This is a genomic window from Streptomyces atriruber, from assembly GCF_001418325.1.
In the GTDB taxonomy this organism is placed as follows: Bacteria; Actinomycetota; Actinomycetes; order Streptomycetales; family Streptomycetaceae; genus Streptomyces; species Streptomyces atriruber.
Map to the genome: position 1 here is coordinate 46756 of NZ_LIPN01000086.1, position 21709 is coordinate 68464.

General features: G+C 72.0%; 18 protein-coding genes and 1 pseudogene. 6 read left to right on the forward strand and 13 right to left on the reverse strand.

The annotated features are described in order from the left end of the window. The first annotated feature begins 15 nt into the window (after positions 1-15). Positions 16-1287, forward strand: coding sequence for a molybdopterin-dependent oxidoreductase (locus AOK03_RS09865; protein ID WP_055564802.1), 1272 nt, complete (start codon positions 16-18; stop codon positions 1285-1287). After that, positions 1287-1772 carry a hypothetical protein gene (locus AOK03_RS41810; protein ID WP_063792461.1) on the forward strand — a complete coding sequence of 162 codons (486 nt, stop codon included), beginning with the start codon at positions 1287-1289 and terminating at the stop codon, positions 1770-1772. Before AOK03_RS09865 ends, AOK03_RS41810 begins: the two co-directional genes overlap by 1 nt. Here the strand turns inward: AOK03_RS41810 and AOK03_RS41815 are convergent. The 3 genes and pseudogenes from AOK03_RS41815 to AOK03_RS09880 all read right to left on the reverse strand — a co-directional run. Beyond that, positions 1718-2437: pseudogene (locus AOK03_RS41815) on the reverse strand (class I SAM-dependent methyltransferase); the annotation flags it as partial. The gene AOK03_RS41810 and the pseudogene AOK03_RS41815 overlap by 55 nt on opposite strands. After that, a complete protein-coding gene (locus tag AOK03_RS43910; protein WP_055564803.1) occupies positions 2434-3099 on the reverse strand; it encodes a TIGR04282 family arsenosugar biosynthesis glycosyltransferase in 666 nt (221 codons plus the stop codon). The gene AOK03_RS43910 and the pseudogene AOK03_RS41815, both read right to left, overlap by 4 nt. Then, positions 3096-3902, reverse strand: a complete 807-nt coding sequence (locus tag AOK03_RS09880) for a glycosyltransferase family 2 protein (RefSeq protein ID WP_425264369.1) — start codon at positions 3900-3902, stop codon at positions 3096-3098. The genes AOK03_RS43910 and AOK03_RS09880 overlap by 4 nt, the downstream gene beginning before the upstream one ends. A gap of 114 nt (positions 3903-4016) precedes the next feature. On the opposite strand from AOK03_RS09880, the gene AOK03_RS09885 reads away from it, so the two are divergent. Continuing rightward, complete coding sequence (locus AOK03_RS09885; RefSeq protein ID WP_055564804.1) at positions 4017-4754, forward strand: response regulator transcription factor; 738 nt, start codon at positions 4017-4019, stop codon at positions 4752-4754. A 5-nt stretch (positions 4755-4759) separates the two neighbouring features. Beyond that, on the forward strand, positions 4760-5872 hold the full coding sequence (locus tag AOK03_RS09890) for a sensor histidine kinase (RefSeq protein WP_055564805.1): 1113 nt from the start codon (positions 4760-4762) through the stop codon (positions 5870-5872). A gap of 9 nt (positions 5873-5881) precedes the next feature. Here AOK03_RS09890 and AOK03_RS09895 read toward each other — a convergent pair whose 3' ends face one another. The 8 genes from AOK03_RS09895 to rpe all read right to left on the reverse strand — a co-directional run bounded on the left by AOK03_RS09895 (position 5882) and on the right by rpe (position 13580). Further along, positions 5882-6931 carry an NAD-dependent epimerase/dehydratase family protein gene (locus tag AOK03_RS09895; RefSeq protein WP_055564806.1) on the reverse strand — a complete coding sequence of 350 codons (1050 nt, stop codon included), beginning with the start codon at positions 6929-6931 and terminating at the stop codon, positions 5882-5884. An 89-nt stretch (positions 6932-7020) separates the two neighbouring features. After that, the gene (locus AOK03_RS09900) at positions 7021-7476 is read right to left on the reverse strand and encodes an Lrp/AsnC family transcriptional regulator (protein WP_055564807.1); all 456 of its coding nucleotides are present in this window, start codon (positions 7474-7476) and stop codon (positions 7021-7023) included. Between the two features lie 10 nt (positions 7477-7486). Continuing rightward, the gene (locus tag AOK03_RS09905) at positions 7487-8956 is read right to left on the reverse strand and encodes an amino acid permease (protein WP_055564808.1); all 1470 of its coding nucleotides are present in this window, start codon (positions 8954-8956) and stop codon (positions 7487-7489) included. A gap of 302 nt (positions 8957-9258) precedes the next feature. Then, on the reverse strand, positions 9259-10701 hold the full coding sequence (locus AOK03_RS09910; RefSeq protein ID WP_055564809.1) for a GuaB1 family IMP dehydrogenase-related protein: 1443 nt from the start codon (positions 10699-10701) through the stop codon (positions 9259-9261). A gap of 175 nt (positions 10702-10876) precedes the next feature. Next, positions 10877-11278 (reverse strand): barstar family protein, encoded by a 402-nt coding sequence (locus AOK03_RS09915; RefSeq protein ID WP_055564810.1) that lies wholly within the window; start codon positions 11276-11278, stop codon positions 10877-10879. Beyond that, positions 11278-11673: a guanyl-specific ribonuclease gene (locus AOK03_RS09920; protein WP_055564811.1), complete on the reverse strand. Its 396-nt coding sequence runs from the start codon at positions 11671-11673 to the stop codon at positions 11278-11280. The genes AOK03_RS09915 and AOK03_RS09920 overlap by 1 nt, the downstream gene beginning before the upstream one ends. Before the next feature lie 89 nt (positions 11674-11762). Continuing rightward, a complete protein-coding gene (locus tag AOK03_RS09925) occupies positions 11763-12815 on the reverse strand; it encodes a sugar-binding transcriptional regulator (protein ID WP_055564812.1) in 1053 nt (350 codons plus the stop codon). Positions 12816-12893: 78 nt separating this feature from the next. Further along, entirely contained in the window at positions 12894-13580 is a 687-nt protein-coding gene (rpe, locus tag AOK03_RS09930; protein ID WP_055564813.1) for a ribulose-phosphate 3-epimerase, read from the reverse strand. A 134-nt stretch (positions 13581-13714) separates the two neighbouring features. Here rpe and AOK03_RS09935 point away from each other — a divergent pair, with 134 nt between their 5' ends. Further along, positions 13715-15880 (forward strand): MMPL family transporter, encoded by a 2166-nt coding sequence (locus tag AOK03_RS09935; protein WP_055564814.1) that lies wholly within the window; start codon positions 13715-13717, stop codon positions 15878-15880. A gap of 92 nt (positions 15881-15972) precedes the next feature. Continuing rightward, positions 15973-18606: an ATP-binding protein gene (locus AOK03_RS09940; RefSeq protein WP_055564815.1), complete on the forward strand. Its 2634-nt coding sequence runs from the start codon at positions 15973-15975 to the stop codon at positions 18604-18606. A 192-nt stretch (positions 18607-18798) separates the two neighbouring features. Here the strand turns inward: AOK03_RS09940 and AOK03_RS09945 are convergent, their stop codons facing one another. Continuing rightward, positions 18799-19818, reverse strand: coding sequence for a hypothetical protein (locus AOK03_RS09945; RefSeq protein ID WP_055564816.1), 1020 nt, complete (start codon positions 19816-19818; stop codon positions 18799-18801). After that, positions 19815-21095 (reverse strand): CHAT domain-containing protein, encoded by a 1281-nt coding sequence (locus tag AOK03_RS09950; protein WP_055564817.1) that lies wholly within the window; start codon positions 21093-21095, stop codon positions 19815-19817. The genes AOK03_RS09945 and AOK03_RS09950 overlap by 4 nt, the downstream gene beginning before the upstream one ends. Positions 21096-21709: the final 614 nt, after the last annotated feature.

Genomic DNA, 21709 nt, shown 5'->3' on the forward strand with positions numbered 1-21709 from the left:
GCATACGGTCGAGTCATGCCCCGCACCCCACGAGTGGCCTCCCCCACCGACCCCGGATTCTGGCGCAGCCCGCTGCGCGGACCGTGGCTCACCTCGGTTCTCGGTGTCGTCCTGCTGGCCGGGATCACGCTCCTGTTCGTGACCGGCCTGCTGTCCTACGCGGCGTACAACCCGAACCTTTCACCCGTCAACGACAAGACGCCGGACAAGGGCCTGCTCGGCTTCTACCTCTTCGACTGGCCGACCGACCCGCACTGGCTCTACCGCCTCAACCAGGGCCTGCACGTCACGGTCGGCATCGCGTTGATCCCGGTGCTGCTCGCCAAGCTGTGGTCGGTGCTCCCCAAGCTCTTCACGCTGCCCCCGGCCCGGTCGGCGGGGCACGCCCTGGAACGGGTGTCGCTGCTCCTGCTGGTCGGCGGCGCGCTCTTCGAGTTCGTCACCGGTGTCCTCAACGTCCAGCTGGAGTACCTCTTTCCCGGCTCGTTCTACCCGCTGCACTTCTACGGCGCCTGGGTGTTCTTCGGCGCGTTCGCGGCCCATGTCGTGCTCCGTCTGCCCCAGGTCGTCCGGGTGCTCCGGGAGCAGGGCCGGCGCGACCGGCTGAGGGACCCCCGCCCCGAGCCGGCCGACGGCGAGGGGCTGGCGTCGCCCCGGCCGGCCGAGCCGACCGTGTCGCGCCGCGGCGCGCTCGGCCTGGTCGGCGCGGGCTCCGCCCTGCTGCTGGTGACGACGGCGGGGCAGACCGTGGACGGGCCCCTGCGCCGGACCGCCCTGTTCGCCCCGCACGGCGGCGGTGATCCGGGGAGCGGGCCGAACGGCTTCCAGATCAACAAGACCGCCGCCAAGGTGGGCATCGACCGGCGGGACACGGGCGAGTCGTGGCGGCTGACGGTCGGGGGGCCGCGCGGCGAGGTCAGGCTGTCACGGAGTGAGCTGCTGCAACTCCCGTTGCACAGCGCCGCACTTCCGATCGCGTGTGTGGAGGGCTGGTCGACATCGGACCAGCAGTGGCGCGGCGTGCGGCTGCGCGACCTCGCGGCGCTGGCCGGATTCGGGGCGGACCCGCCGGGTGTGCTCGTGGAGTCCCTGCAGCTGCACGGGGCCTTCCGCAGGGCGGCGCTGCGCGACAACCAGGTCCGCGACCCGCGCTCCCTCCTCGCGCTGCAGGTCAACGGCGAGGACCTGGCACCGGATCACGGCTTCCCGGCACGGATCATCGTTCCGGCCGCGCCCGGTGTCCTCAACACCAAGTGGGTGTCCCGGCTGACCTTCGGGGAGCTGTGATGAGCGCCTTCACGCAGCGCGCCCGGCGCTGGTACGGCGAGGGGCCGGTGCAGTTCCTGGTGCTGTCGGCCTCGTTCGCGCTCGCGGGATACGCGGGGGTGCGCCTCCTGGAGGGGGAAACGCTGCTGATCGCCGTCTGGTTCGTCGGTGCGGCACTGGTGCACGACCTGCTGTTCGTGCCCGCGTACGCACTCCTCGACCGGACCCTGCGGGCGGCCGCGAGGCGGCCGGAGCGCAGGGCGCTCGTCAACTTCGTCCGCGTGCCGGCCTTCCTGTCCGGTCTGCTGTTGCTGGTGTGGTTCCCGCTCATCACCGGGCAAGTGGAACGCTACGAATCGTCCACCGCGCTCGACGCCGGGGTCTTCCTGGTCCGCTGGCTGATCGTCACGGCCGCGCTGTTCGCGGGAGCCGCCGTGTGCCGGGCGCTTCAGGTGCGGCGCGCACGGCGCAGCGCCACGAAGCACCGGTCGCCGGCGGTCCACTGATCGACCCGGCGCCAGCCGAGCGGACGGGCGTGGCGCAGCAGGGCGGGGCTGCCCAGCCGGGCCCAGGGAAAGGGCTCGCCCGGTGTGCCGCGCCCGTCGTCGACATGTACCTCCACCCGCTCGTCGACGTCCATCCGCACGGTCTCGGCGATCAGCAGACCGCCGGGGGCCACGAGTTGGGCGACCCGGGTGAGCAGGACACGGGGATCCCCGCCGATGCCCACGTTGCCGTCGATGAGCAGGGCGGTGCCCCAGCGGCCCTCGCCGGGCAGCGCGTCGAAGACGGACCGCAGCAGGGCGGTGCCGCCCAGCCGGATCGCGTGGTCGACCGCGGCCCGGCTGACGTCGATCCCGAGGACGCGGTGGCCCCGGGCCGCCGCCCCGGCCACCAGGCGGCCGGGGCCGCAGCCGATGTCCAGGACGCTGCCCTCGCAGCGGTGCAGCGCGGACAGGTCCGCCACGTCGGCGCTCGCGCACCAGCGTTCGACGTCCAGGGGCAGCAGCCACCCGTCGCTGCGGCGCAGGAACAACGGGCCGTGCCCGTTGCGCAGGGCGTTGGTGTAGGGATCCGCATGCCAGGGCGCGGCCACGGGGGTCGGCCCGTGCGGCGCGGTGTCGGGCGGTGCGGTGTCGGGCGAGGCCGTGTCGGGCGATGCGGTACTCATCGGCTCCCGTCCCGTCCGGTGGACCCGGCCGCCGCCGCGATGCGGGTGAGCGCGGCGGCGAACCGGCTCTCCGGCGCGGCCGCGGCGACCTCCACGGCGTCGTCGGCCGTGTCGACGTCGCGCAGCCGGGGCAGTTCCCGCACCCGCAGTCCGGCGCCGGTGAGCCGGGCCCGCTGCAGGGCGCCGGTGTCGGGCCGGGACATGGGCACTCCGCGCAGCAGTCGCGGATCGGGGTCGGCGAGGCCGAGCGCCCAGAAACCGCCGTCGACGGCAGGGCCGAACCACGCGTCGCAGTCCTCCCAGGCATCGGCGCCGAGTGCGGGAGCGAGCAGTCCGGGACCGATCTGGGGGGTGTCCATGCCGACCAGGAAGGCCGGCCCCGTACAGGCGCCGAATGCCGCCGCGAGCCGTTCGTCCAGCCCGCCCGCGCACTGGGGCACCACCTCGATGCCTGCGGGGAGCCAGGGCCCGGGGCGCCCGTCGAGTACCAGGACGCGGCGGCGTGCGGGCACCGTGAGCACGACTTCCAGGGTGTCGGTGAGCGAGGCTTTCGCCAGCTCGGCGGCCTCCTCGGGGGTGTAGGGCGGAGTGAGCCGGGTCTTCACCCGGCCCGGCAGGGGCTCCTTGGCGATGACGAGCACCGTCGTGTCGCGGGCGGTCACAGCGCACCGTCCGTCGTCCGGGCACGGCCCGCGTCGGCCGTCCGCGGCGCCTCCGCGAGCACCGCGCGCATGTCGCGCACCGCGTGCCACGTCCCCCGCCACGTGCCCGTGACCTTCGACTTGCCCGCGCGGGGCAGATAGGGCACGTCGCGCTCCTCGATCCGCCAGCCGGCGTCGGCCGCCCGCACCACCATCTGCAGCGGATATCCGCTGCGGCGGTCGGTCAGACCGAGCCCGACCAGGGCCTCGCGCCGCATCGCCCGCATGGGGCCCAGATCGTGCAGGCGCAGGCCCGTACGCCGACGCAGCATCCGCGCGAGCGCCAGGTTGCCCGCTCGCGCGTGCGCCGGCCAGGCGCCGCGGCCCGCGGGGCGCCGCCGCCCGAGAACCAGATCGGCCGTTCCCGCGCGCACCTCCTCGACGAAGGCGCGCAGCAGTCCGGGGTCGAGGGAGGCGTCGCAGTCGCAGAAGCACACGATGTCCGCGTCCGATGCCAGCAGGCCCGCGTGGCAGGCGGCCCCGAAGCCCCGTCGCGGCTCCTGTACGACGAAAGCGCCCGAGGTACGGGCGAGCTCCGCCGAGCCGTCGCTGGAGCCGTTGTCGACGACGACGGCCCGCCACCCGTCGGGGATGCGGTCGAGGACCCAGGGCAGGGCCGCCGCCTCATCGAGGCAGGGCAGGACGACGTCGACCCGGGCGGCGCGGGCACCGGGCGACTCGTCGGGCACCTCGGGTACGCCGGGCACCTCGGGTACGTCGGGTCCATCGGGTTCTACGAAGGGGGAGGGCGTCATGTGATTCACCCTAAGAATTCGAACCGGACATATCGGGCACAAGGTCCTTACGAAACACGGACATCGGCACCGCGGGCAGATCCGCAGGGCCGCTCGTCACGTCGCAGGTGCGAGGCTTGCCGTATGCAGCCAGCAGCGCAGAACCAACCGGCGGCCGCGCCCGGCACGCTCCGGGTACTCGTCGTGGACGACGACCCGACCGTCGCCGAAGTCGTCGCGGGCTACCTGGAGCGCGGCGGCTACACCGTCGACCGCGCCGGGGACGGCCCCGGCGCGCTGCGGCGCGCCGCGGTGGCCCGCCCCGACCTGGTCGTCCTCGATCTGATGCTGCCCGGCATGGACGGTCTGGAGGTGTGCCGTCGGCTGCGCGCCGAGGACCCCGTCCCCGTCATCATGCTCACCGCCCGCGGCGACGAGGACGACCGGATCCTGGGCCTGGAAATAGGGGCCGATGACTACGTCACCAAGCCGTTCAGCCCGCGCGAGCTGGTCCTGCGGGTGGAGTCGGTGCTGCGGCGCAGCCACGCCGCCCGCCCACAGGGCGTCGCCACGCTGACCGCCGCGGACCTTCGGGTGGACCCGACGGCGCGCCGCGCGACGAAGAACGGGGCGGACCTCGCCCTCACCCTGCGCGAGTTCGACCTCCTCACCTTCCTGCTGCGCCATCCGGGCCGGGCGTTCGGGCGCGAGGAGCTGATGCGCGAGGTGTGGGGCTGGGAGTTCGGCGACCTGTCCACGGTCACCGTGCACGTCCGCAGGCTCCGCGGCAAGGTCGAGGACGATCCGGCCAGACCGCGGCTGATCCAGACCGTATGGGGCAAGGGATACCGCCTCGACGCCCCGACCCGAGCCGAAGGCTGACTGCCGTGCAGGACATTCTCGTCATCGCCCTGTTCGCCTTCCTGGGGGCCGCGAGCGCCGGGCTCCTGGGGGCCATGACGCTGCGCCTGCTGCGGCACCGCTCCCTCGTCGTCTCGATGACCGTCGTCGCGGCCGTCGCGGTGCTCGCGATGCTCGCGGGAACGCTCGCGGTGGCCTGGGAGATGTTCCTGTCGCCGCACGACCTGACCGTGGTCACCATCGTCGTGGCGATGGCCGCCGTGGTCTCGCTCGCCACCGCGCTGCTGCTCGGCCGCTGGGTGGTCGCCCGCAGCAAGGCCCTGACCCTGGCGGCCCGCTCCCTCGGCGACGGCGGCAGCTTCGCGGCCCCGCCCGAACCCGTGAGCTCCGAACTCGCCGAGCTGACGCGCGAGCTGGAGACCACCAGCGCCAGACTCGCCGAGTCCAGGGAGCGCGAGCGCGCCCTGGAACGCTCCCGGCGCGAACTGGTCGCCTGGATCTCCCACGACCTGCGCACCCCGCTGGCCGGTCTGCGCGCCATGTCCGAAGCGCTGGAGGACGGCGTGGCCGCCGAACCGGAGCGCTATCTGCGCCAGATCCGCACCGAGGTCGAGCGCCTCAACGCCATGGTCGGGGACCTCTTCGAGCTCTCCCGCATCCACGCGGGCGCGCTGGCCCTCTCGGCCGCCCGCGTCTCCGTCTACGACCTGGTCGGTGACGCACTCGCGGGCGTCGACCCGCTCGCCCGCGAACGCCGGGTGCGTCTCGTCGGCGACAGCGTCGAGGCCGTCCCGGTCGAGGTCGACAGCCAGCAGATGAGCCGCGTCCTGGGCAATCTGCTGATCAACGCCATCCGCCGCACGCCGGCCGACGGAACCGTGGCCGTGGCCGCGGAGCGCTCCCCGGACGGCGTGGTCCTCTCCGTGACGGACGGCTGCGGCGGCATCCCCGAGGAGGACCTGTCCCGCGTCTTCGACACCGGCTGGCGCGGCAGCCAGTCCCGCACTCCCCCGGCGGGCGCCGGACTCGGCCTCGCGATCGTGCGGGGCATCGTCGAGGCCCACCAGGGCAGGGCGGCCGTGCGCAACGTGGCGGGCGGCTGCCGCTTCGAGGTCACCCTGCCGACGGCACCGGCGTGACCACGGGCCCTACCCCCGCAGTGGCGCCTCGGCGAAGGACGTCATCCCCTCGGCGAAGCCCACCTCGGGCCGCCACCCCAGCTCCGCCCGCAGCCGTCCCGAGTCGGCCGTGACGTGCCGGACGTCCCCGAGCCGGTACTCACCCGTCACCTGCGGGGCCGGGCCGCCGAACGCCTCCGCCAGCCGGTGGGCCATCTCCCCGACGGTGTGCGGTTCCCCGCTGCCCGTGTTGTACGCCGTGAACGCCCCCGCTTCCCGCTCGCGCAGCGCCTCCAGCGCCAGCACGTTGGCCGCCGCCACATCCCGTACGTGGACGAAGTCCCGCCGCTGACGGCCGTCCTCGAAGACCTGCGGCGGCTCGCCCCGCTCCAGCGAGGAACGGAAGAACGAGGCCACACCGGCGTACGGGGTGTCGCGCGGCATGCCGGGCCCGTACACGTTGTGATAGCGCAGGGACACGGCGCGCCCGCCGCACGCCCGTGCCCAGGCGGCGGCCAGGTGTTCCTGCGCCAGCTTCGTCGAGGCGTACACGTTGCGCGGATCGACCGGCGCGTCCTCGCCCACCAGACCGGGCCCCAGCTCGGCTCCGCAGTCGGGACAGCGGGGCTCGAAGCGACCGGCGTCCATATCCGCCGCCGCACGCGGCCCCGGCCGGACCACCCCGTGGCGGGCGCACTCGTACCGGCCCTCTCCGTAGACCACCATCGATCCGGCGAGCACCAGCTCACGCACCCCCGCCTCGGCCATCGCGGCGAGCAGGACGGCCGTGCCCAGGTCGTTGCAGCCGACGTAGGCGGGAGCGTCGGCGAAGTCCTTGCCCAGCCCCACCATCGCCGCCTGATGGCAGACCGCGTCCACTTCGCGCAGCGCGTCCCGCACCGCGTCCCGGTCCCGCACGTCGGCGTCGATCCACCGCTGTCCGGCGGGCGGCCGTGGCCGGTCGGCGTGCGCGGAGGGCAGCAGGGCGTCGTACACCACCGCTTCGTGTCCGCGGTCGGCGAGAGCTTCGACCACGTGCGATCCGATGAACCCGGCCCCGCCGGTGACAAGTACGCGCATACGCCCCACGCTATGCGCGCCGATCACCCGCGAAGGCCTGCGACGTGGGTCCGTCACGGGTCCGTAAGAACCGCGTCCGAAGGCGATGCCTAGGCCGGGGAGCCCGAGGAGAAGCGGCGCATCAGGGGCGAGAGCACGAGCACGGACTTCGTCCGCTCCACGAACGGCTCCCCCGCGATCCGTTCCAGGACCCGCTCGAAGTGCCGCATGTCCGCGGCGAAGACCTGGACGATCGCGTCCGCGTCACCGGTGACGGTGGACGCGGACGCGATCTCCGGGTATCGCTCCAGGCCTCGCTGGATCGCCTCCGGCGAGGTGTTCCGGCGACAGTAGATCTCGATGAACCCCTCGGTCTCCCAGCCGAGGGCCGCCGGGTCGACGCGGACGGTGAAGCCGGTGATGGCTCCGGTGGCCCGCAGCCGGTCCACGCGCCGCTTCACGGCGGGCGCGGAGAGTCCGACCAGCTGGCCGATGTCGGCGTAGGAGCGGCGGGCGTCCTCGGCGAGGGCGTGCACGATGCGTTCGTCGAGATCGTTCAGTCGCACGGGGGGTGGATCACTTCTCTGCTGTGGCCAATCGGGAGCGGCTCATGCCGTACAGGAAGTAGAACACGAGGCCGACGGCCATCCAGACACCGAAGACCTTCCAGGTCGTGGAGTCGAGGCTGAACATGTTGTACGCGCAGAAGCCGAAGCCGAGCACCGGGAAGAGCCAGCCGAGCGGCACCCGGAAGGTGCGCGGCATGTCCGGGCGGGTCCTGCGCAGCACGACGACGGCGATGTTGACCAGACCGAAGGCGAACAGCGTGCCGATGCTGGTGGCGTCGACGAGCTTGCCGAGCGGGATGACGGAGGCCAGCGCGCCGCAGAACAGGGAGACGATGACCGTGTTCACGCGGGGCGTGCCCGTCTTCTTGCTGACCCGGCCGAACGCCTTGGGGACGAGGCCGTCGCGGGACATGGCGAAGAGGACGCGGGTCTGGCCGTAGAGGACGGTCAGGACGACGGAGGCGATGGAGATGACCGCGCCCGCGGCGAGGATCGTGCCCCACATGTGCTGGCCGCTGACATCGTTCATGATCGCGGCGAGCGTGGCCTCGGAGCCCTCGAAGTCCTTCCAGTTCCAGGCGCCGACAGCGACGGCCGCGACCAGGACGTAGAGCGCCGTGACGATGACGAGCGACAGCATGATCGCGCGGGGCAGGTCACGCTGCGGGTTCTTCGCCTCCTCGCCCGCGGTGGAGGCGGCGTCGAAGCCGATGTAGGAGAAGAAGAGGCTCGCGGCGGCGGCGCTGACGCCCGCGGTGCCGAGCGGCATGAAGTCCGAGTAGTTGCCGGACTTGAAGCCCATGAAGCCGATGGTGCAGAAGAGCACGAGCGCGGCGATCTTCACGATGACCATGATCGTGTTGGCCGTCGCCGACTCCTTGGCGCCGCCGAGCAGGAACACCATGGCGAGCAGCACGACGATCAGGCCGGGCAGGTTGATGATCGCGCCGTCGACCTCGCCGGGCGCCGCGGAGAGCGCGTCGGGGATGGTGACGCCGATGGTCCCGTCGAGCAGCTCGTTGAGGTACTCGCCCCAGCCGACCGCGACCGCGGCGACCGAGACGCCGTACTCCAGGACCAGGCACCAGCCGCAGACCCAGGCGACGAGTTCACCCATCGTTGCGTACGCGTACGAGTAGGAGGATCCCGCGACCGGTATGGAGCCGGCCAGCTCGGCGTACGAGAGGGCCGAGAAGAGCGCGGTGAGTCCGGCGATCACGAAGGAGATGGTGACGGCGGGACCGGCCTTGGGGACGCTCTCGCCGAGAACGACGAAGATGCCGGTGCCGAGCGTGGCACCGATGCTGATCATGGTCAGCTGCCACATCCCGAGGGAACGGCGCAGCGAGCCCCCCTCGCCCTGACCACCCTCCTCGACCAGGCGTTCCACCGGCTTGCGCCGCATCAGACGGCTGCCGAGGCCAGGGCTGCCCGGAGGGCTTGGGCGGTTCTGCGGGGGTGCGCCTTGGTCGAGCACGCGCTGGCTCCTTCATCGCTGCCGGTCAGGGCGGCGAGGACCCGTGGCACCCGCGCTTGGCGACGGGAACCACCGAGCAGGCAGTCCCCGCCACACCACGTACAGCGCATGACTCTAGGGTCCACGGCTTCCCGACCGTAATGCAGCAACCTTGCGTACCGACGGATGATCATTGCGCACTTCCGTCATATGCGTCTCTTCGTTGCGCGGTCCGTTTCGTCCGTTGCGTTCCGCCGCTCGCCGCACGCACGCCGAAGGCCCCCGCGGACGCACCGCGAGGGCCTTCGTACAGGTGGGACGGGTCAGCTCCAGCTGGCGTGCAGCGGCTTGCCCTCCGCGTAACCGGCGGCGCTCTGGACGCCGACCGTGGCCTTCTCGGCGAACTCCGCGAGGGAGCCCGCGCCCGCGTACGTGCAGGACGAGCGGACGCCCGCGATGATCGAGTCGATCAGGTCCTCGACGCCCGGCCGGGCCGGGTCGAGGAACATGCGGGAGGTCGAGATGCCCTCCTCGAAGAGCGCCTTGCGCGCGCGGTCGTACGCCGACTCGTCGGAGGTGCGGTTGCGCACGGCACGGGCGGAGGCCATGCCGAACGACTCCTTGTAGGCACGGCCCTGGGCGTCGTGCTGGAGGTCGCCCGGGGACTCGTAGGTGCCCGCGAACCAGGAGCCGACCATGACGTTCGAGGCGCCCGCGGCGAGCGCCATGGCGACGTCGCGCGGGTGCCGGACACCGCCGTCGGCCCACACGTGCTTGCCGAACTTCGCGGCCTCGGCGGCGCATTCGAGCACCGCGGAGAACTGCGGGCGGCCGACACCGGTCATCATGCGCGTGGTGCACATGGCGCCGGGACCGACACCCACCTTGATGATGTCGGCGCCGGCCTCGATCAGGTCGCGGACGCCCTCGGCGGCGACGATGTTGCCCGCCACGATCGGCACCTGCGGGTCGAGCGCGCGCACGGCCTTGACCGCGGCGATCATCGACTCCTGGTGGCCGTGCGCGGTGTCCACGACGAGCGTGTCGGCGCCCGCGTCGAGGAGCTGCTTGGCCTTGCCCGCCACGTCGCCGTTGATGCCGACGGCCGCGGCGATGCGCAGCCCGCCGTTGGCGTCGACGGCCGGGGTGTAGAGCGTCGCGCGCAGGGCGCCCGTCCGGGTGAGGATGCCGGCGAGGCGGCCGTCCTTGTCCACGGCGGGGGCGTAGCGGCGGTTGGCGGCGTCCAGCTTGTTGAAGGCGTCGCGCGGGTCGATGTCGGCGTCCAGGAGTAGCAGGTCCTTGGACATGACCTCGGAGAGCTGCGTGAAGCGGTCGACGCCGCTGAGGTCGGCGTCCGTGACGACACCGACGGGCTTCTGGTCGGCGTCGACGACGACCCCGGCGTCGTGCGCGCGCTTGGGCAGCAGGGCGAGCGCGTCCGCGACGGTCTGCGACGGCGCCAGGACGATCGGGGTGTCCAGGACGTGGTGGCGCGTCTTGACCCAGGAGATGACGTCGGTGACGACCTCGATCGGGATGTCCTGGGGGATGACGACGAGGCCGCCGCGGCGGGCGACGGTCTCGGCCATGCGCCGGCCGGCGATCGCGGTCATGTTGGCGACGACCAGCGGAATCGTGGTGCCGGTGCCGTCGGGCGACGAGAGGTCCACGCCCTGGCGGGATCCGACGGCGGAGCGCCTCGGGACCATGAAGACGTCGTCGTACGTCAGGTCGTACGCAGGCTGGATGTCATTGAGGAAGCGCACGTGCTGCTCATCCCAGTCGATCAGAGGTGGCCCCCGGACAGTTGGGCCGGGGGGGAAAGCACGTACTTCATTGTCCCATGCCGCCGGGGTTGTGCCGCCTGGGACGATCACCCAGGCGGGCGGGGAGGCCCCTGGTCCGATCATCCAAGTACGCCGCCGAAGCGGAACAACCAGTTCAACGCCCGCCACGCTCCGTGTCGACGGCCCCGAGGGCGAGAACGATCTCCAGCCGCGCCTCGGCATCCTCCGCGCCCCGCCAGTGCTCGACCGCCGAGGCGAACACCTCTTGGGCGATCCGCCACTCCCCCGGCGCCTCCTGCGCGTACGCCTGCCATCCGGAGACGACGAGCAGCCTCCCGCGCGCGGGAGGCGCCCACGAGAGGTCGGTGAGGCAGTCGGCGAGCGCGTCCCAGTTGCGCCCGAACCAGTCGGGCAGCGCGAGGTCCCGGGCGCAGCGCTCCATGAAGGCGGCCTTGTCCGCCACCCCCGAGAGGGAGAGCGTCGTGGTGGTCCAGCCCGCGCCGCGCACGGCCTCCAGCACGGGCGCGAGCGGATTCCCGCCGGCATTGTCGGCCATTACCTCAGCACCGCCTTGAAGGACGCGTAGTGGTCGTCCGTGTAGTAGACCTCGTCACCGCTCCCGGTGACGATCCGCCGGGCCCCGCGGTCCCGTTCGCCGGGCGTGCGCACGGTGTACTCGTGGTAGTAGCCACGCTTCTGCCGGGGCAGCTCACGCTCGAAGTTGCCGAAGACGGTGCCGTCCTTCCGGTACGGGAAGGGGCCTCCGTCGTCGATGCGGCGCAGCGTCTGCCGCGCCTCGGCGGGCAGCCGGTCGGCCCGCACGGTGGCCATGCCACGGGCCCAGGCGGGTGCGTCTCCGCCGGTGTCGCCGGAGGAGACGCACCCGGCCACGAGGACGGTGAGACAGAGCAGCAGTGCCGCCGGCACGCGGGGCATGAACCTGAACAACATGGGACAGATGCTGCCATGGCAGGCCCGGCACGGCAGCGGCCTGAAGGGGCGCGGGGAACCGCGCGACCAGCCCCCACGAGCCGCAGGGCTCAGCTGCCGTCCGGGTCCGCCCGGTTCAGCGCGGGCCGAGGCGCAGCCCCGGCAACGAGCAGCTGATCAGCCGCAGCCGTATCCGTGACCAGGCTGGTGACGAGACCAGACCTCAGCACCGCGTCGATCGCCGCGGCCTTCCGCTGCCCGCCCGCGATGGCCACGACTTCCGGGATCCGCCGAAGCCGGTCCGCCTCGACGGTGATGCACCGCTCCCCGAGATCCCGCCCGACCCGACGCCCCTCGGCATCGAAGAGATGGGCGGACATCTCCGCGGCGACTCCGAGCGAGGCGTAGTGCGCCCGCTCCTCGTCGCTGAGCATGTCGTGGACGGTGGAGATCCCCGGCTCCCAGGAGCCGATGGAGACACAGGCGACCGTGACCTTGTCGAAGTACTCGAAGGCGCGGGCGATGCCGGTCTGGTTGCGCAGCGCCGCCGCGGTGGCGGGGTCGGGCAGCAGCATCGGCGCGTAGATGGGGTGCGCCTCGCCGCCGGACACCTGGGCGGCGCGGCGGACGGCCTCGACGGAGCCGCGCTCCGCGGTCCCGGCGTCGTACACGCCCGTCAGCTGCACGACGGTGCACGGCGGCAACTGGTCGAGCGCGGCCGCCATGTGGATCGTGGAACGGCCCCAGGCGAGGCCGAGCACGTCGCCCTCGGTGACCAACTCGCCGAGGAGGTCCGCCGCCACCTCCCCGAGGTTCTCCGGGTCGGGCGACTCGTCGATCTCGTCGGCCGGTGCGGGCGACTCCACGACAACGGCGTGCCGCAGGCCGTAGCGGGCGCGCAGCGCGTCCGAGCGCTCCGCGTCCAGCTCTGCGGGCACCCGGATCTCGATGCGTACGAGATCCCGCTCCAGGGCGGTCTCCAGGACCCGGGCCACCTTGAAGCGGCTGACGCCGAACTCCTCGGCGATCTGGATCTTCGACTTGCCCTCGAGGTAGAAGCGGCGGGCCATGGCCGCCGCCTGCACCAGCTCCGCGGGTCCCATCCGCATGGCTGACCGACCCGCCGACATGGCCGACACGGCGCTCTCCTCACTGCTGTTCACAAACTGGGTTCGCCGTTCATCCTTGCAGATCCGGCCTGGTTGATCAGCCCTGGCGGACTGCGTTCACGTTCCCTTGGCTCAGTGGTTGCACGCCCATGCGCTTGACGCGGTCTTTGCCTCGGCTTGGGTGCGCAATGAACGTACCGCGTCCGCGGGATCCTTGGCGCCGTAGACCGCGGAGCCGGCGACGAAGACGTCCGCCCCGGCCTCGGCGCAGCGCTCGATGGTCTCGGCCGAGACACCGCCGTCGACCTGCAGCCACATCTCCAGGCCGTGCTTGGCGATCAGCTCACGGGTGCGGCGGATCTTGGGCAGCATGATGTCCAGGAACGCCTGGCCGCCGAAGCCCGGCTCGACCGTCATGATCAGCAGCATGTCGAGCTCGGGGAGCAGGTCCTCGAACGGCTCGATGGGGGTCGCCGGCTTCAGCGCCATCGAGGCACGGGCGCCCTTGGCGCGGATCTCGCGCGCGAGCCGGACCGGCGCGGCGGCGGCCTCCGCGTGGAAGGTGACGGATCCGGCGCCCGCCTCGACGTACTGCGGCGCCCAGCGATCGGCGTCCTCGATCATCAGGTGGCAGTCCAGAGGCGTGTCCGTCGCACGGGCCAGCGACTCTACGATCGGCACCCCGAGGGTGAGGTTCGGGACGAAGTGGTTGTCCATCACGTCGACATGGAGCCAGTCGGCGCCTTCGACGGCCTCTGCCTCCTCGGCAAGACGGGCGAAGTCCGCGGACAGGATGCTGGGGTTGATCTGCACGGCCATGCCCCAAGCCTGCCATGCCCGGCGCCCGGCGCCGACCGCAGTCCACCGCATGAGCACAGCGGCTCCCGCGACCGCGTGCCGAGTGCCATGCTGGACGGTCCAGCGGCACCGCGCACGGCAGGCGGGGGGAAGCCATGGCGGACGAACGGCGGCAGGAGCGGCGCGGGGTCGCGTGGCTGGTGTGCGGGCGGCGCACCAAGTGGCTGGTGGTGCTGTTCTGGTTGGTGGTGCTCATCGTCGCGGCACCACTGGCGCAGAAGCTCACCGACGCCCAGGAGAACGATGCGGAATCCTGGCTGCCCGGCTCCGCCGAGTCGACCCAAGTCCTGGACATCTCGGCCGAGTTCAGGCCCGAGGTGATCCCCGCCATCATCGTGTACGCCCGCGAAGGCGGCCTCACCGTGGCGGACCGCCGGCAGATCGCCGAAGACGTGCGCCAGGTACGGGAACTGCGCGCGCACGCCATCCGCGGCGCCGAGACCCGCGGCCCCGTGTACGACGAGAAGACGGGCCCCGAAGCGGCCCAGGTGTCCGTGCCGATCACCATGGACGCCGAGAGCTGGGAGCGCATCGGGCCCGCCGTCGACGCCATCCGGGAGCGGGTGGGCGAGGGCGGCGACGGCCTCGCCGTGCACATCACCGGGCCCGGTGGCACGGGCGCGGACTCCGCCGAGGCCTTCGAGGGCATCGACTCGACGCTGCTGCTCTCGGCGGCCGGCATCGTGATCGTGATCCTTCTCTTCACCTACCGCAGTCCGACCCTGCTGCTGGCCCCGCTGCTCGCCGTGATCACCGCGCTGTTCACCGCCCAGGCCCTGATCTATCTGCTCGCCACGCACGCGGACCTCACCGTCAACGGCCAGAGCGCGGGCATCCTGACGGTCCTCGTCTTCGGCGCGGGGACCGACTACGCCCTGCTCCTGGTCGCTCGCTATCGCGAAGAACTGCGCCGTCACGAGGACCGTCACGAGGCGATGGCCCTCGCCCTGCACCGGGCCGGTCCCGCGGTCCTCGCGTCGGGCGCGACCGTCGTCCTGAGCATGCTGGTGCTGCTGGCCGCCGAGATGAACTCGACGAGCGGCCTCGGCCCGGTCGCCGCGATCGGCGTCACCGTCGGGCTCCTGGCGATGCTGTCGCTCTTCCCCGCCCTCCTGGTGATCTTCGGCCGGTGGTTCTTCTGGCCGCTGATCCCGCACGTCGGCTCCCCCGAGCCGACCGAGCGCGGCCTGTGGGCCCGCACGGGCCGCCGCATCGACCGCCGCCCGCGGCTGATCTGGGGCGCCACGGCAGCCGCCCTGGCCCTGCTCTCGCTCGGACTCCTGCAACTGCGGGCGGACGGCCTCAGCAACGCCGACGCGTTCACCGACAAGCCGGACTCGATCACCGGCCAGGAGGTCCTCGCACGGCACTTCCCCGCGGGTTCCGGCGATCCGCTGGTGATCGTGGCGGACCGGGCGCAGGGCGGCGCCGTCGCCCGCGTCGTGCGGGACGCCGGGGGCGTGGTGCCCGACAGCGTCGCCCGGCCGCCAGGGACGAAGGCCCTGTACGACGGCAAGGTGCTGTTCGAGGCGACCCTGACCGACCCGTCCGACAGCACGGCCGCCAAGCGGACCGTGGAGCGGGTGCGCGACGCCGCCCACGCCGTCCCCGACGCCGACGCGCAGGTGGGCGGCGGCACGGCGGCGCTGGTCGACATGGAGCACGCCACGACCCACGACAACAAGCTGATCATCCCGCTGGTCCTGGCCGTGGTCCTGCTGATCCTCGCCGTGCTGCTGCGCGCGGTGGTGGCCCCGCTCATCCTGATCGCGACGGTGGTCCTGTCCTTCGCGACGGCCCTCGGCCTCAGCGCGCTGGCCTTCCGCCACCTCTTCGACTACGCGGGCGAGCCCACCGACTTCCCGCTCTTCGTCTTCGTTTTCCTGGTGGCGCTCGGCATCGACTACAACATCTTCCTGTCGACCCGCATCCGCGAGGAGGCCGGCCACCAGGGCACCCGGGCGGGCGTCCTGACGGGCCTCGCCGCGACCGGCGCGGTGATCACCTCGGCGGGCCTCGTCCTCGCGGGCACGTTCGCCGCGCTCGGCACCCTCCCGATGGTGGCGTTCTCCGAGATCGGCTTCGCGGTGGCGCTCGGCGTCCTGCTCGACACCTTCATCGTGCGTTCGGTGCTGGTGACGGCGCTGTTCCTGGACGTGGGCCCGAAGGTGTGGTGGCCGCACGCACTGGCACGGCGGCCCGAGCCGTCGCGGGCACCGGTCGCCGCGACCGCCGAAGAGCCCCGACTCCCGCATCAGTAGGGCATCTTCACTGCCGCCGCCGCTGACGGCGCCCTATCCTGCTGGGGCAGCCATACGGGGGGCGGCACGGGGATGGGCGTGGAGGGGCACCGGTGACGTCGGGCCACGAGCGAGATGCGGTCCGCCAGACGGCGTCCGCCGCCACGGGCGGCCGCGCCCTGCAGGCCGGCCGCGATCTGACCGTCCACGAAGTGCACCACCACCGGCCGGTCACGGAGACCGCCGTCCTGGTGGAGCCCGTCCTGCCTGCCGCGGAGACGGTCGCGGAGGTGTTCGTCGGACGCGACGCCGAGGTGGACGCGGTCCTCGGCATCCTGGCCCCGGACACGGACTCGGTCGGCATGGTCGTCGTCTCGGCCGTTGCCGGACTCGCCGGAATCGGCAAGACGGCACTCGCCCGGGTGAGCGCCTCGGAAGGGGTGGCCCGCGGCTGGTTCCCCGGCGGCGCGGTCTTCGTCGACCTCAACGGCTACGCCCCCGATCCTGACCACCGCATCCGCCCCCACCAGGCGTACGCACCCATGCTCCACGCCCTGGACCGGCAGGGGCCGCCCGACACCGCCCCCCAGGGGCACGCGGCGCAGTACCACCGGTTCCTCGCGGAACGGGCCGCCGAGGACCGCCCGGTGCTCCTGGTCCTGGACAACGCCTCCACGACGGACCAGATCGCCGACCTGCTCCCCCGCTCCCGCATCCACCGTGTGGTCGTCACCTCGCGGCACACCCTGGCGGCGCGCGGTTCACGCACGCTCGACCTGCGGACCCTCGCGTCCGGGGACTCGGTCTCCCTGATCAGGGACCAGCTGGACCTCCTGTCGGCGGGGGACATCCGCCTGCGCGACGACCCGGAGGGCACCCGGCGCCTGTGCGAGCTCTGCGGACACCTTCCGCTGGCCCTCCACATCACCGCGGCCCTGCTGGCCCGCGACCCCGGCCTCACGCCGACCGACCTCGCCGATGACCTCGCCCAGGCGCACGGCCGACTCGATCTGCTCGACGACGGCGAGCGGGCGGTACGCGCCGCGTTCGACCTCTCCTACCTGCGGCTGACCAAGGGGCAGGCCCGCCTGTTCCGCCTCCTGCCGATCAACCCCGGCCCGCACTTCGGCCTCCCGGCCGCCGCCCGCCTCCTGGACACCGCCCCGCGCAGCGCCCGGCCGCTGCTGCTCGAACTGGCCCGCGCCCACGTGATCGAACAGGCGGGCCCCGGCAAATGGCGCCAGCACGACTTGATCCGGGCGTACGCCATCGAACACCTCGCGGACCACGGTGACAGCCAGGACGAGCCCGCCAGACGCCTGCTGACCCACTACGCCCTGGAGGGCCGACGCGCGGGCCAGGCCCTGCTCGTCGTACCCGGCGGCGGCCCGCCGCAAGAGGCGGGCAGCGTCCAGCAGGCCCTCGACTGGTTCGACCAGGAGCTGCCCAACCTGCAGGCCGCCATCGCCATGGGGCTCACCTTCGACCACACGACCGACGTGCTGCGGATGCTGGAGGCACTGATCAGGTTCCACCGGCACCGGGGCCAGACCACCGAGCTGGTCGAGACGTGCCGCAAGGTCGCGACGGTCGCCGCGGGCTCCCTGGACGGCTCCCACTGGGCCCTGACGGGTCTGACCTGGACGCTGGGGGCGCTGGGGCTCGACCCGACGGGCACCGGCGGGGCGTCGAGGCTCGTCCACCTGGTGGACATCGAGGCAACCGACCCCTTCTTCGAGCACCCTGCGTCGGTGCAGCTGTGGGGTCTGCTCGAGACCGTCCGGGCACACGTCGACGCGCTGCCGCCATCGGCCCAGGTGACCGCCGTGCCCATGCTGCACGAGATCGCCCGCACCGCCTACAGGACGGGCGCGGGGGGCTCGACGAGCATCCAGGCCCTCCTGACCGCCGTCCGCATCAGCGAACGGTCCGAGGACCACCATCTGCTCACCGAGTCCTGGCTCCTGCTGGGCCACGAACGGCTGCGTCTCGACCGCCGTCCCGCCGCCGAGAGGTCGCTCAAGGAGGCGTACCGGTGCCTGCAGAACTCCATCGAACCGGACTCGGCACGGTGGCGGGAACTGTGCTACCGGCTGCTCACACTGGCGGACGGCATCGCGACGGAGTCCGCTGCTCGGATCAAGGCCGAGGCGCGCGCCATCACGGAAGCCGTGGCGATGGACACGCACGCCGGAGGACACGTCATCCTGGCCTCGGCCCTCGACCGCACCGGAACCGAGCGCTACGAAGCAGCCGACTACGCCAGGGCCGTCACCCGCCACCAGAAAGCCCTGCGGCTGCGCGAAGAACACCTGCCAAAGGACCGGAAGGCCATCGGCCGCACCCTGCTCAGGCTGTCCCTGGCCCACTTCGGCGTCGGCAACCACGCGGCGGCCGCCGAGACCGCCGAGCGCGCCACCACCCTGCTGGCCGAGACAGGCGAGGCGCACTCCTCGGTCCGGGCCCGGGAACTCCTCGTCTACGCCCTGCTCGCCCTGCACCGCACCGAGGAAGCGGTCGAGGTCACCTACCGGGCACGGCAGCGCGCGAGCGTGGAGGACGACACCCACGCCCACATCTCGGCGGTCCTCCTGTACGCACTGGCTCTCAGGGAGTCCGGCCGCCACTCGTCCGCGTACGCCGCCGCGCGGCAGGCGCTGCAGCTGGCCCGGAGCGGGCCGGCCCCGGACCTCCACGCCTACACCCGCGACTGGCTCAGAAGAGAGGGCCTCCCCACCCCGGACTGACACCGCGACCGCACGCTCGCTGCAGGTTCTCAATCGGAATGCCTTATTCCGATGTGCTGGCATGGAAGTGCTCGGCCGTCACCTTCACGGGCCACAGCACGTCTGTCTCACGATCTTGTCCCTTGAGAGTCGCCAGCTCTCCTGCAGGCATCGGAGGCTTGAGGCGCGTACCTTCTGACCGGCGCCTTCCGCTCATCGCGAGTAGTCCGCGAGGCTCAGCAGCAGGTGGGCGGATTCCGGACGTACGTGATCGGAGTGAGCCCCCGCTGGGCTGAGGCGGCGACCGCGGACGTACACGTCGGAGGCGTCGATGTTCACGAAACGGTGGTCGAGTGCGGAAAGCGGATATCGCTCGTCGAGCGGCAGCAGGTGTGTGGTGAACATGGGTGCGGGCGCCGGCCCGATCCCGGAGTGCCCGATGCCAGGCTGTCGTTCGGCTCGCAGATGCCAGAACCCCGTCGCCCGGTCGTGGCGGGAGTACGTGGCGACGATGGGGCCCCTCAGCGGGGCGCCGTCGTGCCCGCTGCTCGGCAGGATGTACGGGAAGAGCGAGAGGAAGGCGTCGCGTCCTGCGGCCATCTGGAACAACAGCATGCTGTCCACGGTGAACGGTCGGGGGCCCGCTGCGCTCCAGCCGAGTGTGTCGTTGAGCTGTACATCTGCCGCCCACTGCACCGCCTCGCACAGGAATCGGCAGCCGAAGGAGTGTCCGACGAGGTGAAGGTACTGCCCATCACGGTTGGCCAGCACCGGTGCGGCCACGGGGTCGGCGCGCTCGGCGTCTAGGTAGCCAAGCAGACGGCCCAGGATGTGGGCGGCATGTCCGCTTCCGTCGCGTCCGCCCATTGAGTGTGCCCGGTCCCGGATCCTGCGATAGCCGACGGGAGTGACTGGGCTGGACGACGGCCAGCGCACCACGACACACCAGGGGCTGAAGCCCTCGGCCGCCAGGACTGGATACCGGGCTGGGACTGTCGCCAGGTTGCCGTGCACGAGCGCCAAGAGCCGTTCGGCAGTGCGATGTGCGGAGGCGGGGGACGTCTGCCAACCGTGGACGTACACCAGGATGTCTGTTGCCCAGGAGGGCGGGGCCAGACGTTCCGCGAAGTAGTCGCGCAGCCGGTGCTCGGGCACCGGCTCACCGGTGTCGGCGTCCAGCAGCCAGCCGGTCTCGTCCAGGTCTACGGTCGCGACCGCGACCGCGTGGCTCATGCGTCTCCCCTCGCCCGGTCCAGACGGGTGTCCATACCGCCGTGCAGTCCGTAGGCGAACCCAAGGGGTGTGCGGTACCGGGCGGCGAAGTGGCGGGCCAGCTCGTGCGCGATCCGGCCGGCGGTCGCCTCGCCGCGCAGGTACCGCGTGACGAACTCAAGCGCGTACTCGGCGGCGAATGCCTGCGGCATCGCGATCTGCGGACCGAGAACACCCTGCGCGCCGTGCTCGATGAGCACGCGCCCGAGGAAGGAACGCTCCGCGCTCGCTCCGGTGATTCCGGCATGGCAGGCGTTGAGCAGGACGAGCGGCCGGAAACGGCTGTGCCGGTGTCGTGCCCGCAGCGCCCGCACGTCGTCGCCATCAAAGGGGGTGCCGTCCGTGAGTTTGAGGACCAGGACGTGGGGTTCGGGCTTGTTGTCGATGAACTCGCCGTGGCACCAGAAGTACGTCAATTGCTCGTCCAGGTCCGCATTCTCCAGGTCGCGGGCCAGTTCCTCGTATGTCGTGCGAACGGTGCACTCGGCGCCCCCCGCCAGTGCCTTCGCGACCTCGTCCGCCCGGGTCGCGCGACCCACGTGGACGTCGTGGTTCAGGCTGACGGCGGGCTGTTGCGGAGTTGCACAGGGCGGCCCGATCCACGTGTACGCGTCGCCGGTGTGCTCGATCTGATGCCGGTGGCCGAGGAAGCGGGCGAACAGGGCGTCCAAGGTCGCCGCGGACGCGGTGGGCTCTTCGGCCGCGCAGAGCAGCGGCCAAGGTAGATGAAGATCGGAGTCGAAGCGCACCCGCAGCTCTTCCCGAGACAAGGCTGCTCGCAGGTAGGTACGGAACATCTCTGTCCGTACGTCGTCTCCGCGTAGCAAGGTGTCGAACAGCAGGGATTCTCCACTGCGGGCCAAATCGGCAACCACGCGGCGCAGTTCGTCCTCCGGCTCGGCACTGAGGTCGGCAGCTGTTGCATATGGGCGCCACCGGTCTCGAAGGACTCGGCCCTGGTCGTCGACGGGCTGGAAGTCGACGAACCGCTCTTTCCAGCGGGCGGATAGACGGGCCGCCGCGCCGCGTACCTCGTCGGGCCGGGCGCTCAGGTCGGCCTTGTGCTCGGTTCCCTTGAGCGCAGGGACTGACGTGCCCGACATGCGTGCCCGAATTCGATCGCTGCCGAGGACGTCGAAACTGACGCGAAGATCGGGCGGCTTCGTCTCCAGGTGTGGCAGGAAGCGGAAGCCGTCGCTGGGGTCCTGTACGACGTAGGGGGTCAATGCGCGGGGCACCGGCTCAGGACCTCCCCTGGCGCGGCGACGCGCATCTCTCTCCGACCTCAGTGGGCTCGGGACTATCGATGTCCAGCTCCGTCTCCACCTGTTGCAGGACAACGCCAGTGTCGTGGTGCAGAAACGAGAAGCGGATCCGGTGAGTGCCAGGCCCCGCGGCTGTGAGGCAGAACTGTGCGGGGCCAGCGGTCCCTGTGCCGTACAGCAAGGTGGCCGGCACAACCTCCGCATCGCTCAACGGCACGGCCACGATGTCCAGTGAGGGCCGGGCACCTGGGCGGGCCCAGGGATGCGTGGACTCAGCCACCAACTCCACGCTCAGGCGTACAGGAGCTCCGGCATGGGGATTATCGTCCAAGAGCGTCAAGTGGGCTTGGCAGCGTGGCGGTTCCGAGAGTTCGGCAGGTTCTCCTTCCTCGCCGCCAGGGGTGGACAGGAGCGCAGAGGGCTCGGCACGGCCACCCGTCGGTCCGACCAGGGCTGTCGATGGCACTCCTGAATGCACCTGGAAGGCTGCGCGACGCACGGCCTTGGCGAGCGCCGGGTCGGGGTGGGCGGCGGCGAGGGCGACCAGGACCTGCACGGTGCGGGGGTGCCCGACACGGCGCACCTCG

Coding starts and splice junctions, on each gene's coding strand:
- AOK03_RS09895 (WP_055564806.1), bottom strand. CDS start 6,931: ATGCGCGTACTTGTCACCGGCGGGGCCGGGTTCATCGGATCGCACGTG.
- AOK03_RS09865 (WP_055564802.1), top strand. CDS start 16: ATGCCCCGCACCCCACGAGTGGCCTCCCCCACCGACCCCGGATTCTGG.
- AOK03_RS09945 (WP_055564816.1), bottom strand. CDS start 19,818: ATGAGCCACGCGGTCGCGGTCGCGACCGTAGACCTGGACGAGACCGGC.
- AOK03_RS09885 (WP_055564804.1), top strand. CDS start 4,017: ATGCAGCCAGCAGCGCAGAACCAACCGGCGGCCGCGCCCGGCACGCTC.
- rpe (WP_055564813.1), bottom strand. CDS start 13,580: ATGGCCGTGCAGATCAACCCCAGCATCCTGTCCGCGGACTTCGCCCGT.
- AOK03_RS09935 (WP_055564814.1), top strand. CDS start 13,715: ATGGCGGACGAACGGCGGCAGGAGCGGCGCGGGGTCGCGTGGCTGGTG.
- AOK03_RS09915 (WP_055564810.1), bottom strand. CDS start 11,278: ATGGCCGACAATGCCGGCGGGAATCCGCTCGCGCCCGTGCTGGAGGCC.
- AOK03_RS09920 (WP_055564811.1), bottom strand. CDS start 11,673: ATGTTGTTCAGGTTCATGCCCCGCGTGCCGGCGGCACTGCTGCTCTGT.
- AOK03_RS41810 (WP_063792461.1), top strand. CDS start 1,287: ATGAGCGCCTTCACGCAGCGCGCCCGGCGCTGGTACGGCGAGGGGCCG.